Raw genomic sequence first — 17,890 nt, 5'->3', positions numbered from 1 at the left:
CTCTCCTCGGTAAACCTTTAATTTTCTACAGTAATCAAATGATCTTTTCTTTGAATATTTTTTTCTTCCGTCGATAAGACGCGAGCATAATTTTCGGTATTTGTTATGATAATAGGTGTTGTCAGCGGATAGCCGGCTTCTTTGATTTGTTCGATATCAAATTCAATTAATAATTGGCCTTGTTCCACTTTAGCACCTTGTTCAATGTGACCGGTAAAATATTTTCCGTCTAATTGTACCGTATCCATGCCGATATGAATCAAAATTTCTACGCCCTGATCAGAGGTAATTCCTACCGCGTGATTGGTTGGAAATATTGCTGAAATTGTACCAGACACAGGAGCAATCAGTTTTCCTTCAGTTGGTTCGATAGCTACCCCTTTACCGAGCGCTCCAGATGAAAAGGCAGTGTCTTCAATTTGTTCTAATGCTTTTACTTCTCCAGTTAATGGACTTGCAATCATTTGTTTTTTTAATTCCATGCCAGGCTCGGGTAATTTGTCCTCTGGCTGATCTAGATCTACAGCATCTGTTACAGGAGTTTTTTCTTCGTTGGCACGTACGCCCCCAAACAGGTAGGTTAAAACAAAGCCTAATACAAAGGCTACAATAGTAGCAATAACAGCTCCCCAGAATCCAAAATCGATGCCTTCCGGATTAATGCGGTTGATATAACCAAACACTCCTAGGCCGCCCATCATATAAATCTTTGTACCGGCAAGTCCAAGAATGGCTCCGCCAATACCAGAAGCAATACAGCTCATAATAAATGGCTTTTTCAATGGAAGGGTAATACCATAAATAGCTGGTTCTGTTATCCCAAATATACCTGAAATAAACGCTGGGAAACTAAGCGTTTTTAACGATTGTTTTCTTGTTTTAATCCATACTCCCAATACAGCCCCGATTTGAGCAAAGGAAGCTGCGAATGTGATTCCGAGAAGCGGATCTTGTCCGGCAACTGCCAGATTATTGATTCCAACTGCAACAATTCCCCAATGTAATCCAAATACAACGAACACTTGCCAAAATCCTGCAAGAAGAAGTCCGGCAACAAGAGGTGTTAAATCATAAACCCAAGTAATACCTGCACCTAATGCTTGGCCTGCCCAGGTAGCGATTGGACCGATTACGAGAAAAGTAATAGGTACGACAATTAAGATAGTGAAAAATGGAACTAAGAATGCTTTGACAACACTTGGCATAACCTTTTTTAAACCTTTTTCTACTTTAGAGCCAAAGAAAGTTGCGATAATAATTGGTATAACGGATGATGCATAACTCATTAAAATAACTGGTATCCCCAAAAAGGTGATATGAACAGGGGATTCAAAGATGGTCCCCGTAAAAAGTGTATAAAGCGGTTCTCCCTCTGTTAATCCTGACAATGCTGGATAAACAAGGGATGCACCAATTGCCATTCCTATAAAAGGAGTTAAACCAAACTTTTTACTGGCTGAATAACCTAGGAAAATAGGCAGGAAGTAAAATAATGAATCGCCTGCTGCGTTTAGTAGCTGGTAAGTACCTGAAGTATCCTCCAGCCAGCCTGCAGAAAGAAACAGGGCATTAAATCCTTTTATCATTCCTGTTGCAACTAAAACACCAAGTATTGGAGTGAATATTCCAGAAATTAAATCAATAAAACGGTTTAATAAGCTTTGTTTCTCTTGATTGCCATCATCTGGATCAACTTCTCCCCGTGCTTCGAAGCCGCCAACCTGCACTACTGCCTGATACACATCAGGCACATGATTCCCAATAACGACCTGATATTGTCCGCCGCTTTTCATAACGGTTACAACATCATCCATGTTCTTCAAAACTTCTGTTTGTGCTTTACTTTCATCTTTCAGCTTGAAACGTAACCGGGTAATACAATGCACAACACTGTAAACGTTTTCTTTTCCGCCGACATTTTCAATAATATCTTTAGCTAATTGTTCGTACTTCATGTCTCTCCCTGCTTTCTGGTTTATAGTGAAATTTTCCAAATAAAAAACCTGAACCAATTGATGTAGACACAGAGATAGTGCGTCTTCAATCCGGTTCAGGTTATGCCCAAAATAGGTAACATTCCTAAATTTGTATATACAATTGTGTTGTTAATTAACAACTATAACTTACCATGGCTTTTATAGGAAGTCAACAATTTTTTAAGCGTTTTCAATAATTGGTTACTTTTAGTATTATCTTGGAAGTTTGACGGTTGAAGAATGGAAAAAATGCTCTAAAGCTTTGATAAATGAGAAAGATATTCAGCCGAAAATACGCCAATATAGATTCCTTCAAAAGGAGTTATTCTCTTATCCGGAGTTTTTCACCATTTGTCGCGATTATATCTTTAATACTTATAAAATGAATTTTAAACTTCTTTTAATCTAGCGGCAGAGAAGGAGGGATGATTGAATATAAAAGCCGCGGTCCCTGAATGAAAGGAACCGCGACTTTTATATAACCTATTCTGATTTTCTAATCGTATAAGAATCAAATTCTTCCATTGTATCAGTGCGGTAAGATGTGATCGCAAATGTGTCTTCAGTAAAGCTGATATGAGAGAAGGTTGGTACATAAAATTGCTCTCTGAAAGCCAAGTAGTCGTATTCTTCTACTAAATCATAATACTTACTGCCGCTGGCAGAGCTGCTTGTTATATACAATGTTCCTTCTGGATTCACAGCAGCTGTCTGATTCTCATCTTCAAATTCAACATCTTCAACCGGTTCAAAGTTATGCATTTGATGGGTTCTGGCATAAGCATGATCATGCCCCATTAATACAACATCAATGCCTGACTCATCAATAGCAGGGACTAAAACATCACGTCGAATAGGCACGTCCTCACTCTCCGATTGTTTGCCGGCTGCGTAAATAGATTGGTGGAACATCAACACTTTCCAGTCAAATTCTTGATCGGCTGTCTCTTCCATTGTTTCTTCCAAGAATTGGACATGTTCTTCGTTATTCATATTATTGGCATTCAACACCAAGTATAAAACATTACCATAAGTGAAGTAGTAATCACTGCCTGCCTCATCTTCACCATATGACGTTAAATTGGGCTCATTAAAGTGATTTTTATAGTTTGGAGCAACATCATGATTTCCTACGGCGGATGCAGTTGGATAAGAAGCTAGAATCTCTGGCTCAAAATATGCATCATATTCACTTTCTTTATCTGGTGCATCTACAAAGTCACCTGCGTTTAGAATCATACTAGCATCTGGCGCAGTTTCAAACGCATGCGCTAATGTTTCTTCCCATCCAAAAACATCGGTTGGAATCGTGCCGGTACCAATCTGAGCATCTGCTAAGAAAATTGCCTCGTAACCATCCGTGATATCTTGTGTACGCAGTGGAAAGACTTGCGAGTAGCCGTCTTCGTTACCGACACGATAGAGGTAATCGGTATCACGTTCCACTTCGACAGTTGCTTTGTTAGTGTAATAATCTGTCTCTGTAAATTTCGTATAAGCTAGTTCTGTGGAATCTGCTTCATAAACAGTGGCATCTTCTATAGAAAATGCTTCAGGATCTGTTCCTTCAACAACTTCTACATATCCTGTTTCAGAGGATAAAGCATTCCAAGTGAAATTAATGCTGTCTTCGTCTGCCCCTGTATTGACAGAAACATTCTTCACAGCTTCACTGTCTGCTGCCAGCTCGGTCTCATCCGGATTAAGGATGACGTCCACTAATTCAAAACTGGCTTCGTTATCATCTGGGTCATACGCATGTAATTCAACAGCGATAGTAATGTTCATAAAGGTGTTGCCATCATCATCTGTTGTTGCTTCACTTAATTCATGCGTTATCATATCATTCTCTTCATCGTAAACTTCTTCATACTCACCGGGTACATAACCATTGGTAATACTTGAAACGTCATCTACAATAAAGGTTTCTTCAATAAATTCCCCATCAGCAACTTCTTCTTGTGCCCCGTATTCCATATTTTCAGAATAATTATCAGTTGGGATATTGTGGAACCCCCCTACAGGACTTCCGTTGATATACATTGTCATTGCATCATTGTAACGAGCGGTAATTTCAAGTGCATAAATACTCTCCGCTTGTTCTTGGGTTAGTGTGAACGTATGGCGTAAGAAGTAAGTACTTTTTGCTTTACTATCCTCCGTTGTCGCTAACACTTGTCCATCTGTTTCGGGGCTGGTACTAAATACAGTTCCTTCATAGGTTGGCCAATCTTCTTCTGTAAACTCCATTGGAATGGTGCCCCAGTCTAACCAGCCTTCAGGATATGCCCAGCCATTACGCTTATTCCAACCTTCATACCAAGTTCCGGCATTTGGGTCCTTGTCATCATCGTAATAGCGCCATTCCATATCTTCATCCACCACGTTAACAGTTTCCAAGCTTGTAATATCAGTATCAAATAATGACTCTAGCGAAGTGGCACTCTTATTCGTGGTCTCCGTTTTCTCTGCTGCTTCCGTTTCTTCTGGACTGTCAGTCTCTGCATCATCAGAAGATGGATTGGTGCAAGCTCCTAATACTGCTGCTATTGCCAATAAACCAATTAAAAAAAGAATTAACTTTTTATTCTTCATAGCTACCATCCTTTTTTATATTTTATATAATGAATATCTCTTTTGCTCAGAATAGCTTCACAAACGAAGGCTTGGCATTCAAAATGAATCTTACCTCCTTTCACAAGTAATTTTCTGCGCATGAATCTAGTCATCATCCTTTTTTGGATTTAAATGGAAGCGCTTTCCTTTTTTAGGAAGCGAACATAATGTTTTTTTTGAGACAAAAAACATGTAAGCTTTATCTGTTTGAATATAAGAAATGCCGTTCCTGACCAACCATTACAGCAGTCGAGAAAACACGCATAAATCTTACAACATGGGTTTTAACTATTTAATCAAGGCTTATTTAGAGATACAACAGATGAAAGTGAAGAGGCGAATAATTCAGCCGTTTAATGTCTTTATGCACAACTTCCAAGATGATTCCTTATTCTGAGCTAATGAGATGATCATTTTTACAAATAAAAAACCTGAACGAATAAGAATAGACGCAAAGGGATTGCATCCTTCTATTTCGCTCAGGTTATGCCCAAATAGGTAACATTCCTAAAATTATATAAATTATTTTTAATTAACACATATAATCTATCACGACTACATCATGAAGTCAACAGAGATTCAAGCGTTTTCATGAGTTGGTCACTTTTATCGCTGTCTTTAGTTAATTTACTCAGTGGATGTGACAGAGTTAAACATTCTAGCCGCCATTATTTTTAATAACCCTTATTGCTATTTAGACAAATTCATCCAATCCAATTCAGGCATCCACTGCGTCATATGGGCTTGCATTTCAGAATAAATGTCATCAAGATTCTCTATCTGCTCCTTCGCTGTTTGTTCTAATGGAACAACTTGTATATCTTTCATGGTACCACCATCTTCTTCAAACTCCACAAAGGTCGGCAGGAAGCGGGGAGCCTCGACGTGTACTTCATCTGCCTTCTTCACCAAATCAAATTCAAAAATTCCGCCAATACGATTGTAAAACTGATATTGACCGGAAAGGAAGTTTCCTAAAGAATAAGCTACCAATGTCTGGTTTCCTTCTTTTCCTTCCAGCCATTCTATCGGCTGAAGAACATGCGGATGATGACCAATCACGACATCCACGCCAAGATCCGCAGTATACTGTGCTAAATCCTTTTGTTCCTGATTAGGCATTCGCGCTTCCTCTTCGCCAAAATGCAGACTGATAATTGTTGCATCTGCCAGCTCGTTTGCTTTTTCAACTTCTTGTTTGATCTGCTCCCGTTGGATCAAATTAACGAGATAAGGTTTTCCCTCTGGGATAGGCATGCCGTTCGTTCCATATGTATAACTTAGAAAAGCAACTGAAATGTTCTGATCTGTTTCTATTACTCTGATTTCAGACTGATCCTTTTTACTTTGGAAGCTTCCCGTGTAAAGCATTCCTATTTCTTGATAATAGGCAATGGCGTTTTGTATCGCTTCTTCGCCGCTGTCTAATGTATGATTATTGGCCATGGTGACGATATCGACGCCAGCATCCTGTAAAGCATCTCCAATTTCGACTGGACTATTGAAATTAGGATACCCTGATAAGCCGATAGATTCCCCGCCCATAATGGTTTCTTGATTGGCAACAGTGATTTCCGGTTCTCTTAAATAATCGGCAGTTTCAGCAAGCATCGGTTTAAAATTATATTTTTTCCCATCCCAGGCATCGTCGTATACACGGTCATGGATTAAAATATCTCCAATAGCGGAAACTGTAATTTGTGAATGAATCCAATCCGTTTCCTTCTCGCTCAGTGAGATGTTTCTATGAGAGTGAGGGCTGCTTATATTCGAATCAGTAGCGGGTGTACATGCTGTTAAAAGAAAAAGGGCGATGAAAAAGTAGGTTAGTTTATGCATAGAAGTCTCCGCCTTTAGCTGTTAATTAGATACATTCTACCACATAATTATTTTGAAACAAATAATGCTTTCATTTATAGAAAAGATTATAATGAAAGAACTTCCTTCTTCTTAGATAGTAGAAAGGTCAATGAGAACAGATGGAAAGAGGTGCGTGTATTTGATATATTTTATTGCTTCCATACCGCTATTATTTTTAATTCTATTTCTAATCAGTTATCTTCGGGACCCGCGTAAGTTGATTAACGGGTTTTTGTTTAATGGGTTTTTAATCACTTTCTTTTTCTTTTGCGCATTCTTTTATATTTACATCGATGGGCCTTATCAGTATATCGTGCTGGTTTTTCCTGCTTTACTTTTGATTTTGATGATTCCGTTTGGCGTGCTCGCATTAATCGCCGGGTTATTTTACAATGCCAAAGTGTTAATGGAGAAGGAGGGGAAACGATTCAGGAACTCCTTAACATTGATCATGGCCATAGGCATACTTACATTGATTATTTTCAATATGGTCAATCCGACACAGTTTTTCCCGGAGTATTTGCATCCGTTATTTGGAGGAGCCAGCTTGGTTGTTATCTATGTTTTCTTGCATATGTTTAACTTTTTAACAGCTTATGGACTGAATCAATGGAGCCGTCCAAAACGAAACCAAGATTTTATCATTGTGTTAGGAAGCGGCTTGATTAATGACCGGGTGTCTCCATTGTTGGCCAGCAGAATTGATAAAGCGATTGAATTTTATCATCAGCAGAAAAAAGTTACGGTTCCGCCGAAAATTATCTTTTCCGGGGGACAGGGCCCGGATGAAGGACTTCCAGAAGCCGAAGCCATGCAAAACTATGCTGTAGAAAAAGGAATACCAGTGGAAGATACGATTCAAGAAGACAAATCAGTCAGCACGTATGAAAATATGAGGTTTTCCAAAAGAATCATGGATAACTTGAGTGGAGAAGGAACGTACCAGAGTATTTTCGCAACGAATAATTTTCATTTATTCCGTGCTGGGATTTATGCACGAAAAGCTGGATTGGACAGCCAGGGGATTGGTTCAAAAACAGCATTTTATTATTGGCCAAATGCCATGGTCAGGGAATATATTGCTGTTGTTGTCATGGGACGCCGCCGTCATTTTATGGCAGTCAGCTGTATTATGGGCTTTGCGTTGCTTTTATCCATTATCAGCTATTTTTTTACCTGAGAACATACTTCATAAAAAAAGAAATCCAAACGTTATCAACATTCTTTCTACAGAATTTGAGATGTTTGGATTTCTTTTTTTATCAAAGAGAATTGGCCGTGAAACCCCTCATGAATGGGGGGACGCTTTATTTTTTCTTTGCCCAATCAGGAACTTTTATCCTGCTGAGAATTTCTATTTCCTTCTCGCGGTCATCCGTGTACGAGCTGACTTTCCTTAAATCGTCATCCACTTGCCCGGGATGGGTCATTACTTCAATTGATGTTCCATTTTCTTCGTGAAGAACATCAAATAAATCATCAGTGATTCCTTCTTTATAAAAACCAGTCCACAGCGTATCTGTCCAGCATATTTCCGGATGATCCGCTATGGAATCAACATAACGCACAGGAACATCGTATTCTTTGGCAAGCTGGATGACTAGATTTTTTAAAGGAGGCCAGCCATGAACGTGATGATGGCTGTCGATATGATCAAGTGGCAAACCTGTTGTTAAATAAGCATCCAGCTGTGCGCGCCATTCCAATTCGACTTCTGAAATATTCGGAGCTTCCATATCGCGATAGCCGCTGGTGAATCGAAAGGTGCCATCGGATTTAACGAGGTTTGGCACAGATGAATGAAGCGGTTTTCCCCAAGTTAATACAAGATGAATGCCAACCTTTAAATCGGGATTTTCCAGCGCCTTTTCGACAGCGTAATCGGTTGCAAGTCCATTCATCATTAAGGTTGTTGATGTTACGCAGCCGTCTTGATGCGCCTGGATGATTCCATCTGTCACTCCTTTTGTCAATCCGAAATCGTCTGCATTGATTTCTATTCGCATGAAAACCACTCCTGATAGATTTTTTAATTACTTCGAATAAGTACGTTCAATCGAGAAGTTTGTTTTATCTCCCCGAAAAAAAGATCTGGAAAACTCAACTTTATTTCCGTCTTTATCTTCCGCCAGTGTTTCAATGTAAAAGCAGGGCAGACCTTGCTCACACTCCAAAAATTTGCAAATTTGCTCATCTGCAAAAGCTATTTCGATATTTTCTGAGGTTTTCGCAATCCACACATCAAAAAATTCATTTAATGATTTATATAGAGAATGGCCGGCATGTTCTGCAGTAATCCCCGGAGCAACAGACCAGGGGACATAAGCTACTTCATACTGTGTAGGCTCTCCATTCGCTTTACGGACACGCTCAATACGTTGAATAGGATCCTGGAGATTCACATTTAGCTGATCAGATAATAATTCATTTGCAGCAACGACAGAAATATCTGATACTTCAATTTCCGGATGTTTCCCCTGGTCGGCTAATTGGTCACTATATCTTCTGACTGTCTGGGATAAAGCCTGTTTTACTTTCTTATCTGCAACAAACGTGCCCCGTCCTTGCTGACGAACTAAATATCCTTCTAATGTAAGCTGATTTAAAGCGGTACGAACCGTGGTACGACTGACATTAAAGCTCTTACATAATTCCAGTTCGGGAGGGATTTTCTCGCCGGGCTGATATTGATTTGTCTTAATACGATGTAACAATTCTTCTTTGATATAAGTGTGTAGCGATTGGTTTCTTTCCATAGATTCCGTACTCCTTTAGCGACACTTTTAAAAAATCATACCCTTTTAAGTGTAAAAGTACAAGGGATAAAGCAATGAATAGGACTAAAGACACGAAAAAGTGATTTTATCCATAGCATTCTTTAAGAAATCAGTATCTAAATTCTTATGAAAGTTTCTACTATAAAGATAGTTTACTAGATAATTGATAAAAACACAATTGTTACAACAATTATATTTTATTTTATATAGACAAATAAAAATTTGTATGATACATTTAAAACAGGTAATACAGATAAAACAATTAAAGCGATTACAAAATAGAATTAAAGGAGCAGTCGATTATGTCTTTAAAAGTAGTAATTATCGGTGGAGGTTCCAGTTATACGCCAGAAATTTTAGAAGGACTTATCGAGCGGCAGCCGACACTTCCTGTTTCAGAAATTGTTCTGGTGGATGTGGAAGCCGGGAAAGAAAAGGTAGCTACAATTTGTCAATTAGGAAACAGGATGATAGAAGAGGCGGGTGCAGCTATTGAGTTAACTTGGACGCTGGACCGGAGAAGTGCTTTAAAAGGAGCAGATTTTGTCTCGACACAGATTCGGGTTGGCGGATTAGCAGCAAGAGCCCAAGACGAGCGAATTCCGTTGAAGCATGGAATGATTGGGCAAGAAACAAACGGTGCTGGCGGAATAATGAAAGCGTTTCGAACGATTCCAGTATTAATGGAAGTAGCTAAAGAAGTCCAGGAGCTTTGTCCAGATGCGTGGATGATTAATTTTACCAATCCGGCAGGTATCGTTACGGAAGCGCTGCTGAATCATTCGGCACATAAAAAGGTTATTGGTGTCTGTAATATTCCATTTAATATGCGACATTCTACGGCTGAACTATTACAGGTCCCTCCTGAGGATGTATGGATTCAATTTATCGGGCTGAATCATTTTGTGTTTGGAGACAAGGTCTATGTCAGCGGAGAGGATCGGACAGAAGATGTATTCCAAAAGCTGCTTCAAAAAGAGTTTGATTACAGTCCGGCGAATATTATGCCATTAGATTGGTCGGAAACATTTATTCAATCTGCCAGACTGCTGCCGAATCCATACCATCAATATTACTTTCAATCAGAAAAAGTATTGGAAAAAGATCTAAAAGCTTATGAAGAGAATGGGACACGTGCGGAAGTTGTTCAAGCGTTAGAAGAATCTCTGTTTGATCTATATAAACAAGAAAGTCTCCGAGAGAAGCCAAAAGAGCTGGAACAGCGCGGCGGTGCATTTTACAGTCAAGTTGCCTGTAGTTTAATGGATTCTATTTATAATAACAAAGAAGATATCCAAACGGTAAATACGTGGAATCATGGCACGATTCCTGATTTACCTTATGACGCAGTGATTGAAGCAAATTGCGTGATTACAGAGAATGGTCCGAAGCCGATTGCGATTGGGGAAATTCCTGCACCGATGCGGGGGATGATTCAAAATATGAAAGCAATGGAAGAGCTGGTAATCAAGGCGAGTATGTCAGGAGATTACAAGGACGCCTACAATGCCTTTCTGGTAAATCCGTTAATTCAAGATGAGAAAAAAGCAAAAGTGGTTTTAGATGAACTGTTGGAAGCACATGAAGATTACTTGCCACAATTTAAACGCTAGGGGGAAGAAAAATGAATAATACATTTATGCAAAAATTTATTGAAATTGCCGGCCGCATCGGCTCACAACGTCATTTAGTTGCTGTTCGTGATGGTTTTGTAGCGATTATGCCTTTAATTATTATCGGTTCGTTAGCCGTATTGATTAATAATTTCCCTGCCTTTGGAAGCTTTGATATGGTGAAGATTTTAAATAATATTTTTGGGGAAGGGAACTGGCAGACGCTGGGCGGAAGTGTTTGGAATGGAACATTTGCCGTAATTGGACTACTCATTTCCTTTACAATCGCTTATAATTTAGCTAAGTCATATGAAATAGATGGATTATCGGTAGGTTTAATCTCTATTGCTTCCTATATTATCTTAGTACCAGAAACAGCAGATTGGGGATTGAATTTTGCCTGGCTGGGTGCGCAAGGATTATTTGTAGCCATTATTATTGCGCTGCTGATAACCGAGTTATTCCGTCTTCTGGTGAAGGCGAATATTACAATCAAAATGCCGGATGGCGTTCCGGAAGGGGTAACCCGTTCCTTTGCTGCATTGATTCCAGCAATGATTATTCTTGCATTAGTCGGTTTATTCCAGGCACTTATCAGTGTATTCGTAGGAATCAGCATGTTTGAGGTTATCTTTAATGCAATACAAGAACCGCTGCAAGGTCTGGGAAATACATTACCTGCAGCACTGGTTGTTTCGTTCTTAAATCATTTGCTTTGGTTCTTTGGTTTACACGGTACCAATATTATTGGATCGGTTATTGAGCCGGTTTATCTGCCGTTGATTGAGCAAAATGCAAGCCTTTTCCAGCAGGGGATGTCTGCGTTTGATGTACCGAATGTTGTGACCAAGCCATTTTTAGATTCTTTTGTCTTCATGGGAGGTTCAGGTACAACGATTGCGCTCTTGATAGCTATCTTTATTGTGATAAGAAGAGAAAAGAACCATCCATATCGGGAGGTCGCCAAGGTATCTGCTCCAGCAGGGTTGTTTAATATCAATGAACCGGTGATTTTTGGGCTGCCGATCGTTTTAAACCCAATTTTCTTGATTCCGTTCATTCTTGTACCAGTTACATTAACCGTTATTTCTTATATCGCGTTATCCACAGGACTGGTACCAAAAACAGTGGCTATTCTGCCGTGGACGACTCCACCGATTCTAAGCGGATATCTGGTAACGGGCGGCAGCGCCAGAGGAATTATTCTTCAGCTTATTAACCTGACTGTTGCGGTGGTTATCTATATCCCGTTCATTATGGCAGGCGTACGTGCGATGAAAGAGAAAATGGGAGGTCAATAAAACATGACAATGACAAAAGAAGAAGTGCAAATGCTTTCCTTTCAAATTATTTTACATGCAGGGAATGCCAAATCCGATGCAATGGAGGCGTTATTGCTAGCTAAAAAAGGGGAATTTGAAGAAGCGGCTAAAAAAATGGATGCAGCGGATGAGGCATTTGCAGAGGCGCATTATATGCAGACAAGCCTGTTGCATGACGAGGCGAATGGGAAAGCAACTCCGCTTTCCGTAATCCTGATTCATGCGCAGGACCATTTAATGAACGCATTAACGGTGAAGGATTTAGCCGTTGAAATGATAGATATGCATCAAAAAATAATTCGTCTGGAGGAGAAATAATATGAAAATACGTTTAGTTTGTTCAGCGGGGATGTCTACGTCGATGCTTGTAAAGAAAATGAAGGAAGCAGCAGAAGCACAGAATGTAGCTGCTGATATTGAAGCGGTTGCAGAATCGCAGCTGAAGAATCATTTAGATCAGTTAGATGTTGTTCTTATCGGGCCCCAAGTTCGCTATCTAGAGGGGAAAATCAAAGAAAAGGTAGAACCTCAAGGTGTTAAGGTAGCTGTCATTGATCAGATGGCATACGGAATGATGCAGGGGGATAAAGTTCTGAAGCAGGCCATTGAATTAAATGGAGAAAACTAGAATAGATATAAAAACTCGTATCTGCGTCTTTGCAGGTACGAGTTTTTGTGTTTGAAGATATTTTCAGCGTACCAGTACATTACCCTTCCACTATAAACAATTCCGTTCTATGATAGAGAAGCAGCTAAAAAGATGGAAGGTTCTTTTGTTACATCAAAAAATAGATGAACAGCTTATTTTAAAATATAATAGAACGATAGCTATGTATTGGAAAAGATAGAAGGAGATACCTGAATAACGTTGCCTACATCGGGAAAGGTTGAAACATAATTTGAAAATAAAAAAGCAGAACTGAGGAGACAAATCATGAAGCCAAAAGCCATATTATTAGATTTAGACGGGACCTTACTGACAAATGAAAAAGTAATTTCGCCAAGAACAAAGAAAGTATTAATGGCAGCGCAGAGACAAGGGATACAGCTTGTTTTAGCATCCGGCAGACCATCAAAAGGGATGGAGGATGTTGCAAATGAATTAGAAATGAGTGCTTATCAGGGGTTGATAGTATCTTATAATGGAGCAAGAGTAGTTGAATGTGAAACAGGGAAAGAATTATTCAGCCAGCCATTGCCTGTCAAATACACAAAAGCTGTTTTAGAGCATCTGCGGAAATTTACAGTTAAAACAATGATTGACCGGGACGATTATCTGTATGTAGAAGATGTGTATGACAATGTGATTCATTATGAAGGAGAAGCAATCAATATTATTAGATATGAAGCCAGAGGGGCTGGACTGAAATTATGCGAGGTGGATGATCTAGCTGATTTTGTGGATTTTCCAGTACATAAAATTTTAGTAGCAGGAGAGCAGGATTACCTGCAAGCCCATTACCAGCAAATGCAAGAGCCGTTTCAAGGCGAAGTAACAGCAGCATTTTCTGCTCCATTTTATTTTGAATTCACGGACAAGGATATTGATAAAGCCAACGCGATTGAGCAGTCACTTTCTTCCTTAGGGGTTGCGGCAAAAGATACTATCGCATTCGGTGATGGACAAAATGATTATACGATGCTGCAGTACGCTGGCAGAAGTATCGCCATGGGGAATGCAAAGGATGAACTGAAACGTGCAGCAGATGAAATTACTTTAACGAATGAAGAGGATGGCATTGCGGTTGTGCTGGAAAAGTTAATAGACGAATGACTCCGGACAGGATGGTGAGCGGTGATGAGAAAAGCGGTAAAATATATTTTGGTATTTTTGCTGGGGATGCTGACTTATTTCATAATTTCAACCATTTATTTTGTCTTTTTCGGGTGATTTTATAATTTATCACGGAGAACCGCCCGTAAAATTCCCGCTGAATGAAGTTTCGTTTTATGGTCGCATGAGCGTTTGCAGTTAATTCTTACTGGGCATATGGTATAATAGATTGGTAGACAGAGTGTGTTTGCTGAAAAAATAGGTGTATTTAACTAGGTGTGTATTTCATTTAGTGAAAGCAAACTCTGCCTTTTATAAGAAAAATTATAGAATGGGAGAGAGTTTCTATGAAGGCAGCAAGAATTTATGCCGAAAAAGATGTCCGTGTAGAGGATGTCGAAGTAAAAGAAGTCGGGGCAAAAGATGTGAAAGTAGAAGTAGCATGGACTGGTATCTGTGGTTCAGACTTACATGCTTATTCTCATTTTGTTGGTATTCCGACAGAAGAGCATCCAATATCAAAAAGACAAGCTCCGCTGACATTGGGTCATGAGTTTAGCGGAACGGTGACAGAGGTAGGCAGCAGTGTTACCTCGTTCAAGCCTGGCGACCGCGTTTGTATCGAGCCAAACCTTCGCTGCGGAGAATGCAAGGAATGCCGGGAAGGAAATTACCACCTTTGCAGAAATAGTAATGCCGCATTTATCGGCCTTGCTGATGATGGCGGGTTCGCAGAATACTGTGTCATGGAAGAACAATATTGTCATCAAATCCCGGATCATATGACATTGGAGCAGGCAGCGCTTGTAGAGCCGACTGCAGTAACGTATCATGGGGTTGAGATGGCAGGTGTGAAAGCAGGGGATGCGGTACTGGTTACCGGTGCAGGACCAATTGGCCTATTAACGGTTTTGTCAGCTCGTGCAGCAGGTGCGAGTAAAGTATTTGTCAGTGATGTTTCGAAAGAACGTTTAGCACTAGCGGAGACCTTTGGGTTTGTAAAAACATTAAATCCAGCGGAAGATGATGTGATTGGCACAATTATGGAAGATACGAATGGTGATGGTGTTGACGTGGCATTAGAATGTGCAGGCGTTCAGCCGACATTTGATACATGTCTGGAAGCTATTAAACGTACAGGTACCGTTTGTGTGTTAGCGATTTTTGGGAAAAATCCGGAAATCAATGCCTTTGCATCAACAATTAAAGAAGCTAACATTAAATTTTCCCTGGCATATTCCAATATCTACGATCGTGTGATTAATTTAATTGCCAGCGGACAAATCCCTGCTGAAAAAGTAGTGACGAATAAAATTAAATTAGATAATATCGTAGAAGAAGGATTTGACTTACTTCTTAACGATAAAAGTCAATCTAAAATTCTGGTCAGTGCAAAATAAGAGGATTTATAATTGAAAGGTCCACAGGCGAATCATGTCTGTGGACTTTTGCTTTTCATCTGTTATCGCTGTTCAGCCATCCGGAACCGCCAAAGCAGAGGTTTTTTATAAGAACCTGGTTGTTTAAAGGCTCACTTTATTTCTATATTGGGGTTTTGTTTTAATAAATGATGGATTAATGTCTGCTTATCTTTGGGAGAAATGGCAATAACCTTAAATGAATCGTAATTAATTTCAAGTTTGTCCATAGATAGAGCTGGAGCAGTAAATGGATCTTTCGTTTGCCGAATGCTGCGGATATCATCTATTTTTACTTTTTTCTTAAAAGGTCCGCAAGTTATTTTTAGTGTTTTTTCTTCAACCGTGTAATTGGTTTTGAACCAAATCCATAATAAAAGAATGCCAGTAAAGCCCAAGATGATTACTTTTATCCATTGCTTATCTAAAAATGCAGGAGTCATCCAAACACCGAAGTTTGGGAAGAAAACAGGCGGTATAATAAGAAGCAGAGCCGCTCCCCAGATAACAATTCTCATCCACCAATCTTTTTTTGACGGAAATACCATATAAGGTTCCCCCTTCCTACTACATCTACGTTTGTCAGGATGGTAAGTTTCATTTTTATTTTTTGTGCTATAAGAAAGGATAGTGCAAAGTTTCCTCCCTGTTTTAGTAAAGCGGTCCCATGTGAAGGGTACATTGAAAGCATTCGCGTTTTCCGTTTTCTAAAAAAACTAGATATGGAATTCACCCCAATTGGACGAGGGGATGTTTAGAATCGTTAACGGAAAAATAATGCCCCCATATAATCAACTCCCGCGTACAATCATTCTAAAATAAATATATGGCAAAGAACCCTATAAAACAGAATAGAGTGGTTGTTTTTTTACCGTATCTGTTTTATAGGGGCCAGTTTATGAAGCATGATTTATCTGCATTTTTTTTTATTTAAACTTTTTTATTGCCACGGAATTAATTTACCTTCCAGCCATTTAAGAACTTTATTAAAGGTCAATCCTAGTAATGATAAAATCAAAACGCCGACCATCAGTTTTGATATAATCATCAGGTTTCCATAGTGGAGAACCATGGATCCAAGCCCCTCCTGAGCAGCAATCATTTCAGCAGATACAAGTAAAAGCAGGGAAGTCCCGGCAGCAAGCTTGAGTCCTGCAAAAATCATCGGCAATGCACCGGGAAGGATCACCTTGCGAATAACATTGAAACGGCTGGAACCGAATGTGACAGCAGCTTTAACCAAGAGCGGGTCAACATTCTTTACCCCGGAAAAGGTATTGATAACAACTGGGAAAAAGACCCCAAGCGCAATAATGGTTACCTTGGATAGCTCGCCAATTCCAAGCCACAGGATAAATAATGGCAGTAAGGCAATTTTGGGAATCGGGTAAATGGAATAGACAATTGGCGTTCCGATAGCATCAGCAGTTCGAAAGAAACCAAGAATTAACCCAACTAAAATACCGAAAACGGAACCAAGCGCATACCCCATTAGAATCCGGTATAAACTGGCGCTCAAGTTACTTATAATTTCCCCGTTAGTGAGCATTTCCCACCCAGTTGTTATAATCACTGACGGGGCAGGAAGAAAGAGCGGGGAAACAAATCCCAGCTGCGCAATCAGCTCCCACAATAGGAGCAATCCAAGGATACCTACAAAAGGAGTGTAGAAAGGAACTTGTTTATCGAGATAAGCAACACGGTTTTTAATGACTTTTCGATTTGTTTTTTGAGATGTTTGTTCTATTGATTTTTCCATAACGAATCACTCCTTCAAGGCTTTCTGGGCATCGTGCCGGATGAGCTCCCAAATCTCTTCGGAATAGCGGTTAAATTGCTGTATATGCTCTTCGCTATTTCGTTTTGTCTTTGGCAGATCAATATGAATAATTTGTTTTATTTGCCCGGGATGCCGGGATAAAACAATAACACGGTCGGCAAGATAGACAGCCTCCTGGATGTTATGCGTTACATAAAGCGTGCTTAGACGGGTGCGATTCCAAATGGTAAGTAATTCTTCCTGCATTAATGTCCTTGTCTGAGCATCGAGCGCAGAAAATGGTTCATCCATCAGGAGTAAATCCGGTTCTACAGCAAGAGCCCGGGCGATTCCTGCCCGCTGTTTCATCCCACCGGACAGCTGTTTAGGATAGGCATCTCTAAAGTCAGCTAAGCCGACCATATCAAGGTAGTGATTACCGATTTCCTTCTGCTCTTTTTTGCTTGCACCCCGTTCTTCCAGTCCATAGACAACATTCTGAAAAACGGTTCGCCAAGGAAATAGGGCGTTTTCCTGGAACACGATGCCAAGTGTTGGGTCCTGTTCGATTCCATCAAAGTATACATCACCGGAAGTAGGCGACAATAAGCCGCCTACAATATTCAAAAGCGTCGATTTTCCACAGCCGCTTGGTCCGACCAGTACGACGAATTCCTCTTCATTGATGGAGAAATTGATATCGTTCAATGCGGTCACTTCATTTTTTTTGGCATCGATAAATTTTTTTATAACATTTTCAATGACGATTTTCATA

The 17,890-nt window shown here is 39.8% G+C and carries 15 protein-coding genes; 7 read left to right on the top strand and 8 right to left on the bottom strand.

Translation table 11 applies throughout. The annotated features are described in order from the left end of the window. Nucleotides 1-17: 17 nt before the first annotated feature. The 3 genes from ACW0TQ_RS02895 to ACW0TQ_RS02885 all read right to left on the bottom strand — a co-directional run bounded on the left by ACW0TQ_RS02895 (nt 18) and on the right by ACW0TQ_RS02885 (nt 6,431). Entirely contained in the window at nt 18-1,955 is a 1,938-nt protein-coding gene (locus ACW0TQ_RS02895; RefSeq protein WP_341172462.1) for a beta-glucoside-specific PTS transporter subunit IIABC, read from the bottom strand. Nucleotides 1,956-2,459: 504 nt separating this feature from the next. Continuing rightward, nucleotides 2,460-4,571, bottom strand: coding sequence for a purple acid phosphatase family protein (locus tag ACW0TQ_RS02890; RefSeq protein WP_341172463.1), 2,112 nt, complete (start codon nt 4,569-4,571; stop codon nt 2,460-2,462). A gap of 711 nt (nt 4,572-5,282) precedes the next feature. Further along, the gene (locus tag ACW0TQ_RS02885) at nt 5,283-6,431 is read right to left on the bottom strand and encodes a CapA family protein (RefSeq protein WP_341172464.1); all 1,149 of its coding nucleotides are present in this window, start codon (nt 6,429-6,431) and stop codon (nt 5,283-5,285) included. A 160-nt stretch (nt 6,432-6,591) separates the two neighbouring features. Between ACW0TQ_RS02885 and ACW0TQ_RS02880 the strand changes: the two genes are divergently transcribed. Then, nucleotides 6,592-7,632: a YdcF family protein gene (locus ACW0TQ_RS02880; protein ID WP_042531549.1), complete on the top strand. Its 1,041-nt coding sequence runs from the start codon at nt 6,592-6,594 to the stop codon at nt 7,630-7,632. A 127-nt stretch (nt 7,633-7,759) separates the two neighbouring features. Here ACW0TQ_RS02880 and chbG read toward each other — a convergent pair whose 3' ends face one another. Further along, the gene (gene chbG / locus ACW0TQ_RS02875) at nt 7,760-8,458 is read right to left on the bottom strand and encodes a chitin disaccharide deacetylase (RefSeq protein ID WP_455725312.1); all 699 of its coding nucleotides are present in this window, start codon (nt 8,456-8,458) and stop codon (nt 7,760-7,762) included. 27 nt (nt 8,459-8,485) lie between these two features. Then, entirely contained in the window at nt 8,486-9,208 is a 723-nt protein-coding gene (locus ACW0TQ_RS02870) for a GntR family transcriptional regulator (protein ID WP_042531552.1), read from the bottom strand. Between the two features lie 323 nt (nt 9,209-9,531). On the opposite strand from ACW0TQ_RS02870, the gene ACW0TQ_RS02865 reads away from it, so the two are divergent. From ACW0TQ_RS02865 to ACW0TQ_RS02840, 6 genes are all read left to right on the top strand, one after another. Next, nucleotides 9,532-10,842, top strand: coding sequence for a 6-phospho-beta-glucosidase (locus ACW0TQ_RS02865; RefSeq protein ID WP_455725311.1), 1,311 nt, complete (start codon nt 9,532-9,534; stop codon nt 10,840-10,842). Between the two features lie 11 nt (nt 10,843-10,853). Beyond that, entirely contained in the window at nt 10,854-12,143 is a 1,290-nt protein-coding gene (locus ACW0TQ_RS02860; protein ID WP_084612899.1) for a PTS sugar transporter subunit IIC, read from the top strand. A gap of 3 nt (nt 12,144-12,146) precedes the next feature. Further along, the gene (locus ACW0TQ_RS02855; protein WP_042531556.1) at nt 12,147-12,482 is read left to right on the top strand and encodes a PTS lactose/cellobiose transporter subunit IIA; all 336 of its coding nucleotides are present in this window, start codon (nt 12,147-12,149) and stop codon (nt 12,480-12,482) included. Between the two features lies 1 nt (nt 12,483). Next, complete coding sequence (locus ACW0TQ_RS02850; protein WP_042531558.1) at nt 12,484-12,792, top strand: PTS sugar transporter subunit IIB; 309 nt, start codon at nt 12,484-12,486, stop codon at nt 12,790-12,792. Between the two features lie 306 nt (nt 12,793-13,098). Beyond that, a complete protein-coding gene (locus ACW0TQ_RS02845) occupies nt 13,099-13,938 on the top strand; it encodes a Cof-type HAD-IIB family hydrolase (RefSeq protein WP_042531560.1) in 840 nt (279 codons plus the stop codon). 347 nt (nt 13,939-14,285) lie between these two features. Next, the gene (locus ACW0TQ_RS02840; RefSeq protein WP_042531562.1) at nt 14,286-15,338 is read left to right on the top strand and encodes a 2,3-butanediol dehydrogenase; all 1,053 of its coding nucleotides are present in this window, start codon (nt 14,286-14,288) and stop codon (nt 15,336-15,338) included. Between the two features lie 131 nt (nt 15,339-15,469). Here ACW0TQ_RS02840 and ACW0TQ_RS02835 read toward each other — a convergent pair whose 3' ends face one another. The 3 genes from ACW0TQ_RS02835 to ACW0TQ_RS02825 form a co-directional block, all read right to left on the bottom strand. Continuing rightward, nucleotides 15,470-15,904, bottom strand: coding sequence for a PH domain-containing protein (locus ACW0TQ_RS02835; RefSeq protein ID WP_042531564.1), 435 nt, complete (start codon nt 15,902-15,904; stop codon nt 15,470-15,472). A 392-nt stretch (nt 15,905-16,296) separates the two neighbouring features. Continuing rightward, the gene (locus tag ACW0TQ_RS02830; RefSeq protein WP_042531566.1) at nt 16,297-17,115 is read right to left on the bottom strand and encodes an ABC transporter permease; all 819 of its coding nucleotides are present in this window, start codon (nt 17,113-17,115) and stop codon (nt 16,297-16,299) included. A 6-nt stretch (nt 17,116-17,121) separates the two neighbouring features. Continuing rightward, nucleotides 17,122-17,889, bottom strand: a complete 768-nt coding sequence (locus ACW0TQ_RS02825) for an ABC transporter ATP-binding protein (protein ID WP_042531568.1) — start codon at nt 17,887-17,889, stop codon at nt 17,122-17,124. Nucleotide 17,890: the final 1 nt, after the last annotated feature.

The organism is Oceanobacillus sp. M60 (assembly GCF_053839645.1).
Note: the sequence above shows the minus strand (reverse complement) of the source record. Positions and strands in the feature narration are given on the sequence as shown.

Excerpts from the sequence above, each read along its gene's own strand:
- ACW0TQ_RS02825 (WP_042531568.1), bottom strand. The coding sequence starts at position 17,889 with ATGAAAATCGTCATTGAAAATGTTATAAAAAAATTTATCGATGCCAAA.
- chbG (WP_455725312.1), bottom strand. The coding sequence starts at position 8,458 with ATGCGAATAGAAATCAATGCAGACGATTTCGGATTGACAAAAGGAGTG.
- ACW0TQ_RS02830 (WP_042531566.1), bottom strand. The coding sequence starts at position 17,115 with ATGGAAAAATCAATAGAACAAACATCTCAAAAAACAAATCGAAAAGTC.
- ACW0TQ_RS02840 (WP_042531562.1), top strand. The coding sequence starts at position 14,286 with ATGAAGGCAGCAAGAATTTATGCCGAAAAAGATGTCCGTGTAGAGGAT.
- ACW0TQ_RS02870 (WP_042531552.1), bottom strand. The coding sequence starts at position 9,208 with ATGGAAAGAAACCAATCGCTACACACTTATATCAAAGAAGAATTGTTA.
- ACW0TQ_RS02855 (WP_042531556.1), top strand. The coding sequence starts at position 12,147 with ATGACAATGACAAAAGAAGAAGTGCAAATGCTTTCCTTTCAAATTATT.
- ACW0TQ_RS02860 (WP_084612899.1), top strand. The coding sequence starts at position 10,854 with ATGAATAATACATTTATGCAAAAATTTATTGAAATTGCCGGCCGCATC.
- ACW0TQ_RS02895 (WP_341172462.1), bottom strand. The coding sequence starts at position 1,955 with ATGAAGTACGAACAATTAGCTAAAGATATTATTGAAAATGTCGGCGGA.
- ACW0TQ_RS02865 (WP_455725311.1), top strand. The coding sequence starts at position 9,532 with ATGTCTTTAAAAGTAGTAATTATCGGTGGAGGTTCCAGTTATACGCCA.
- ACW0TQ_RS02850 (WP_042531558.1), top strand. The coding sequence starts at position 12,484 with ATGAAAATACGTTTAGTTTGTTCAGCGGGGATGTCTACGTCGATGCTT.
- ACW0TQ_RS02835 (WP_042531564.1), bottom strand. The coding sequence starts at position 15,904 with ATGGTATTTCCGTCAAAAAAAGATTGGTGGATGAGAATTGTTATCTGG.
- ACW0TQ_RS02890 (WP_341172463.1), bottom strand. The coding sequence starts at position 4,571 with ATGAAGAATAAAAAGTTAATTCTTTTTTTAATTGGTTTATTGGCAATA.
- ACW0TQ_RS02845 (WP_042531560.1), top strand. The coding sequence starts at position 13,099 with ATGAAGCCAAAAGCCATATTATTAGATTTAGACGGGACCTTACTGACA.
- ACW0TQ_RS02885 (WP_341172464.1), bottom strand. The coding sequence starts at position 6,431 with ATGCATAAACTAACCTACTTTTTCATCGCCCTTTTTCTTTTAACAGCA.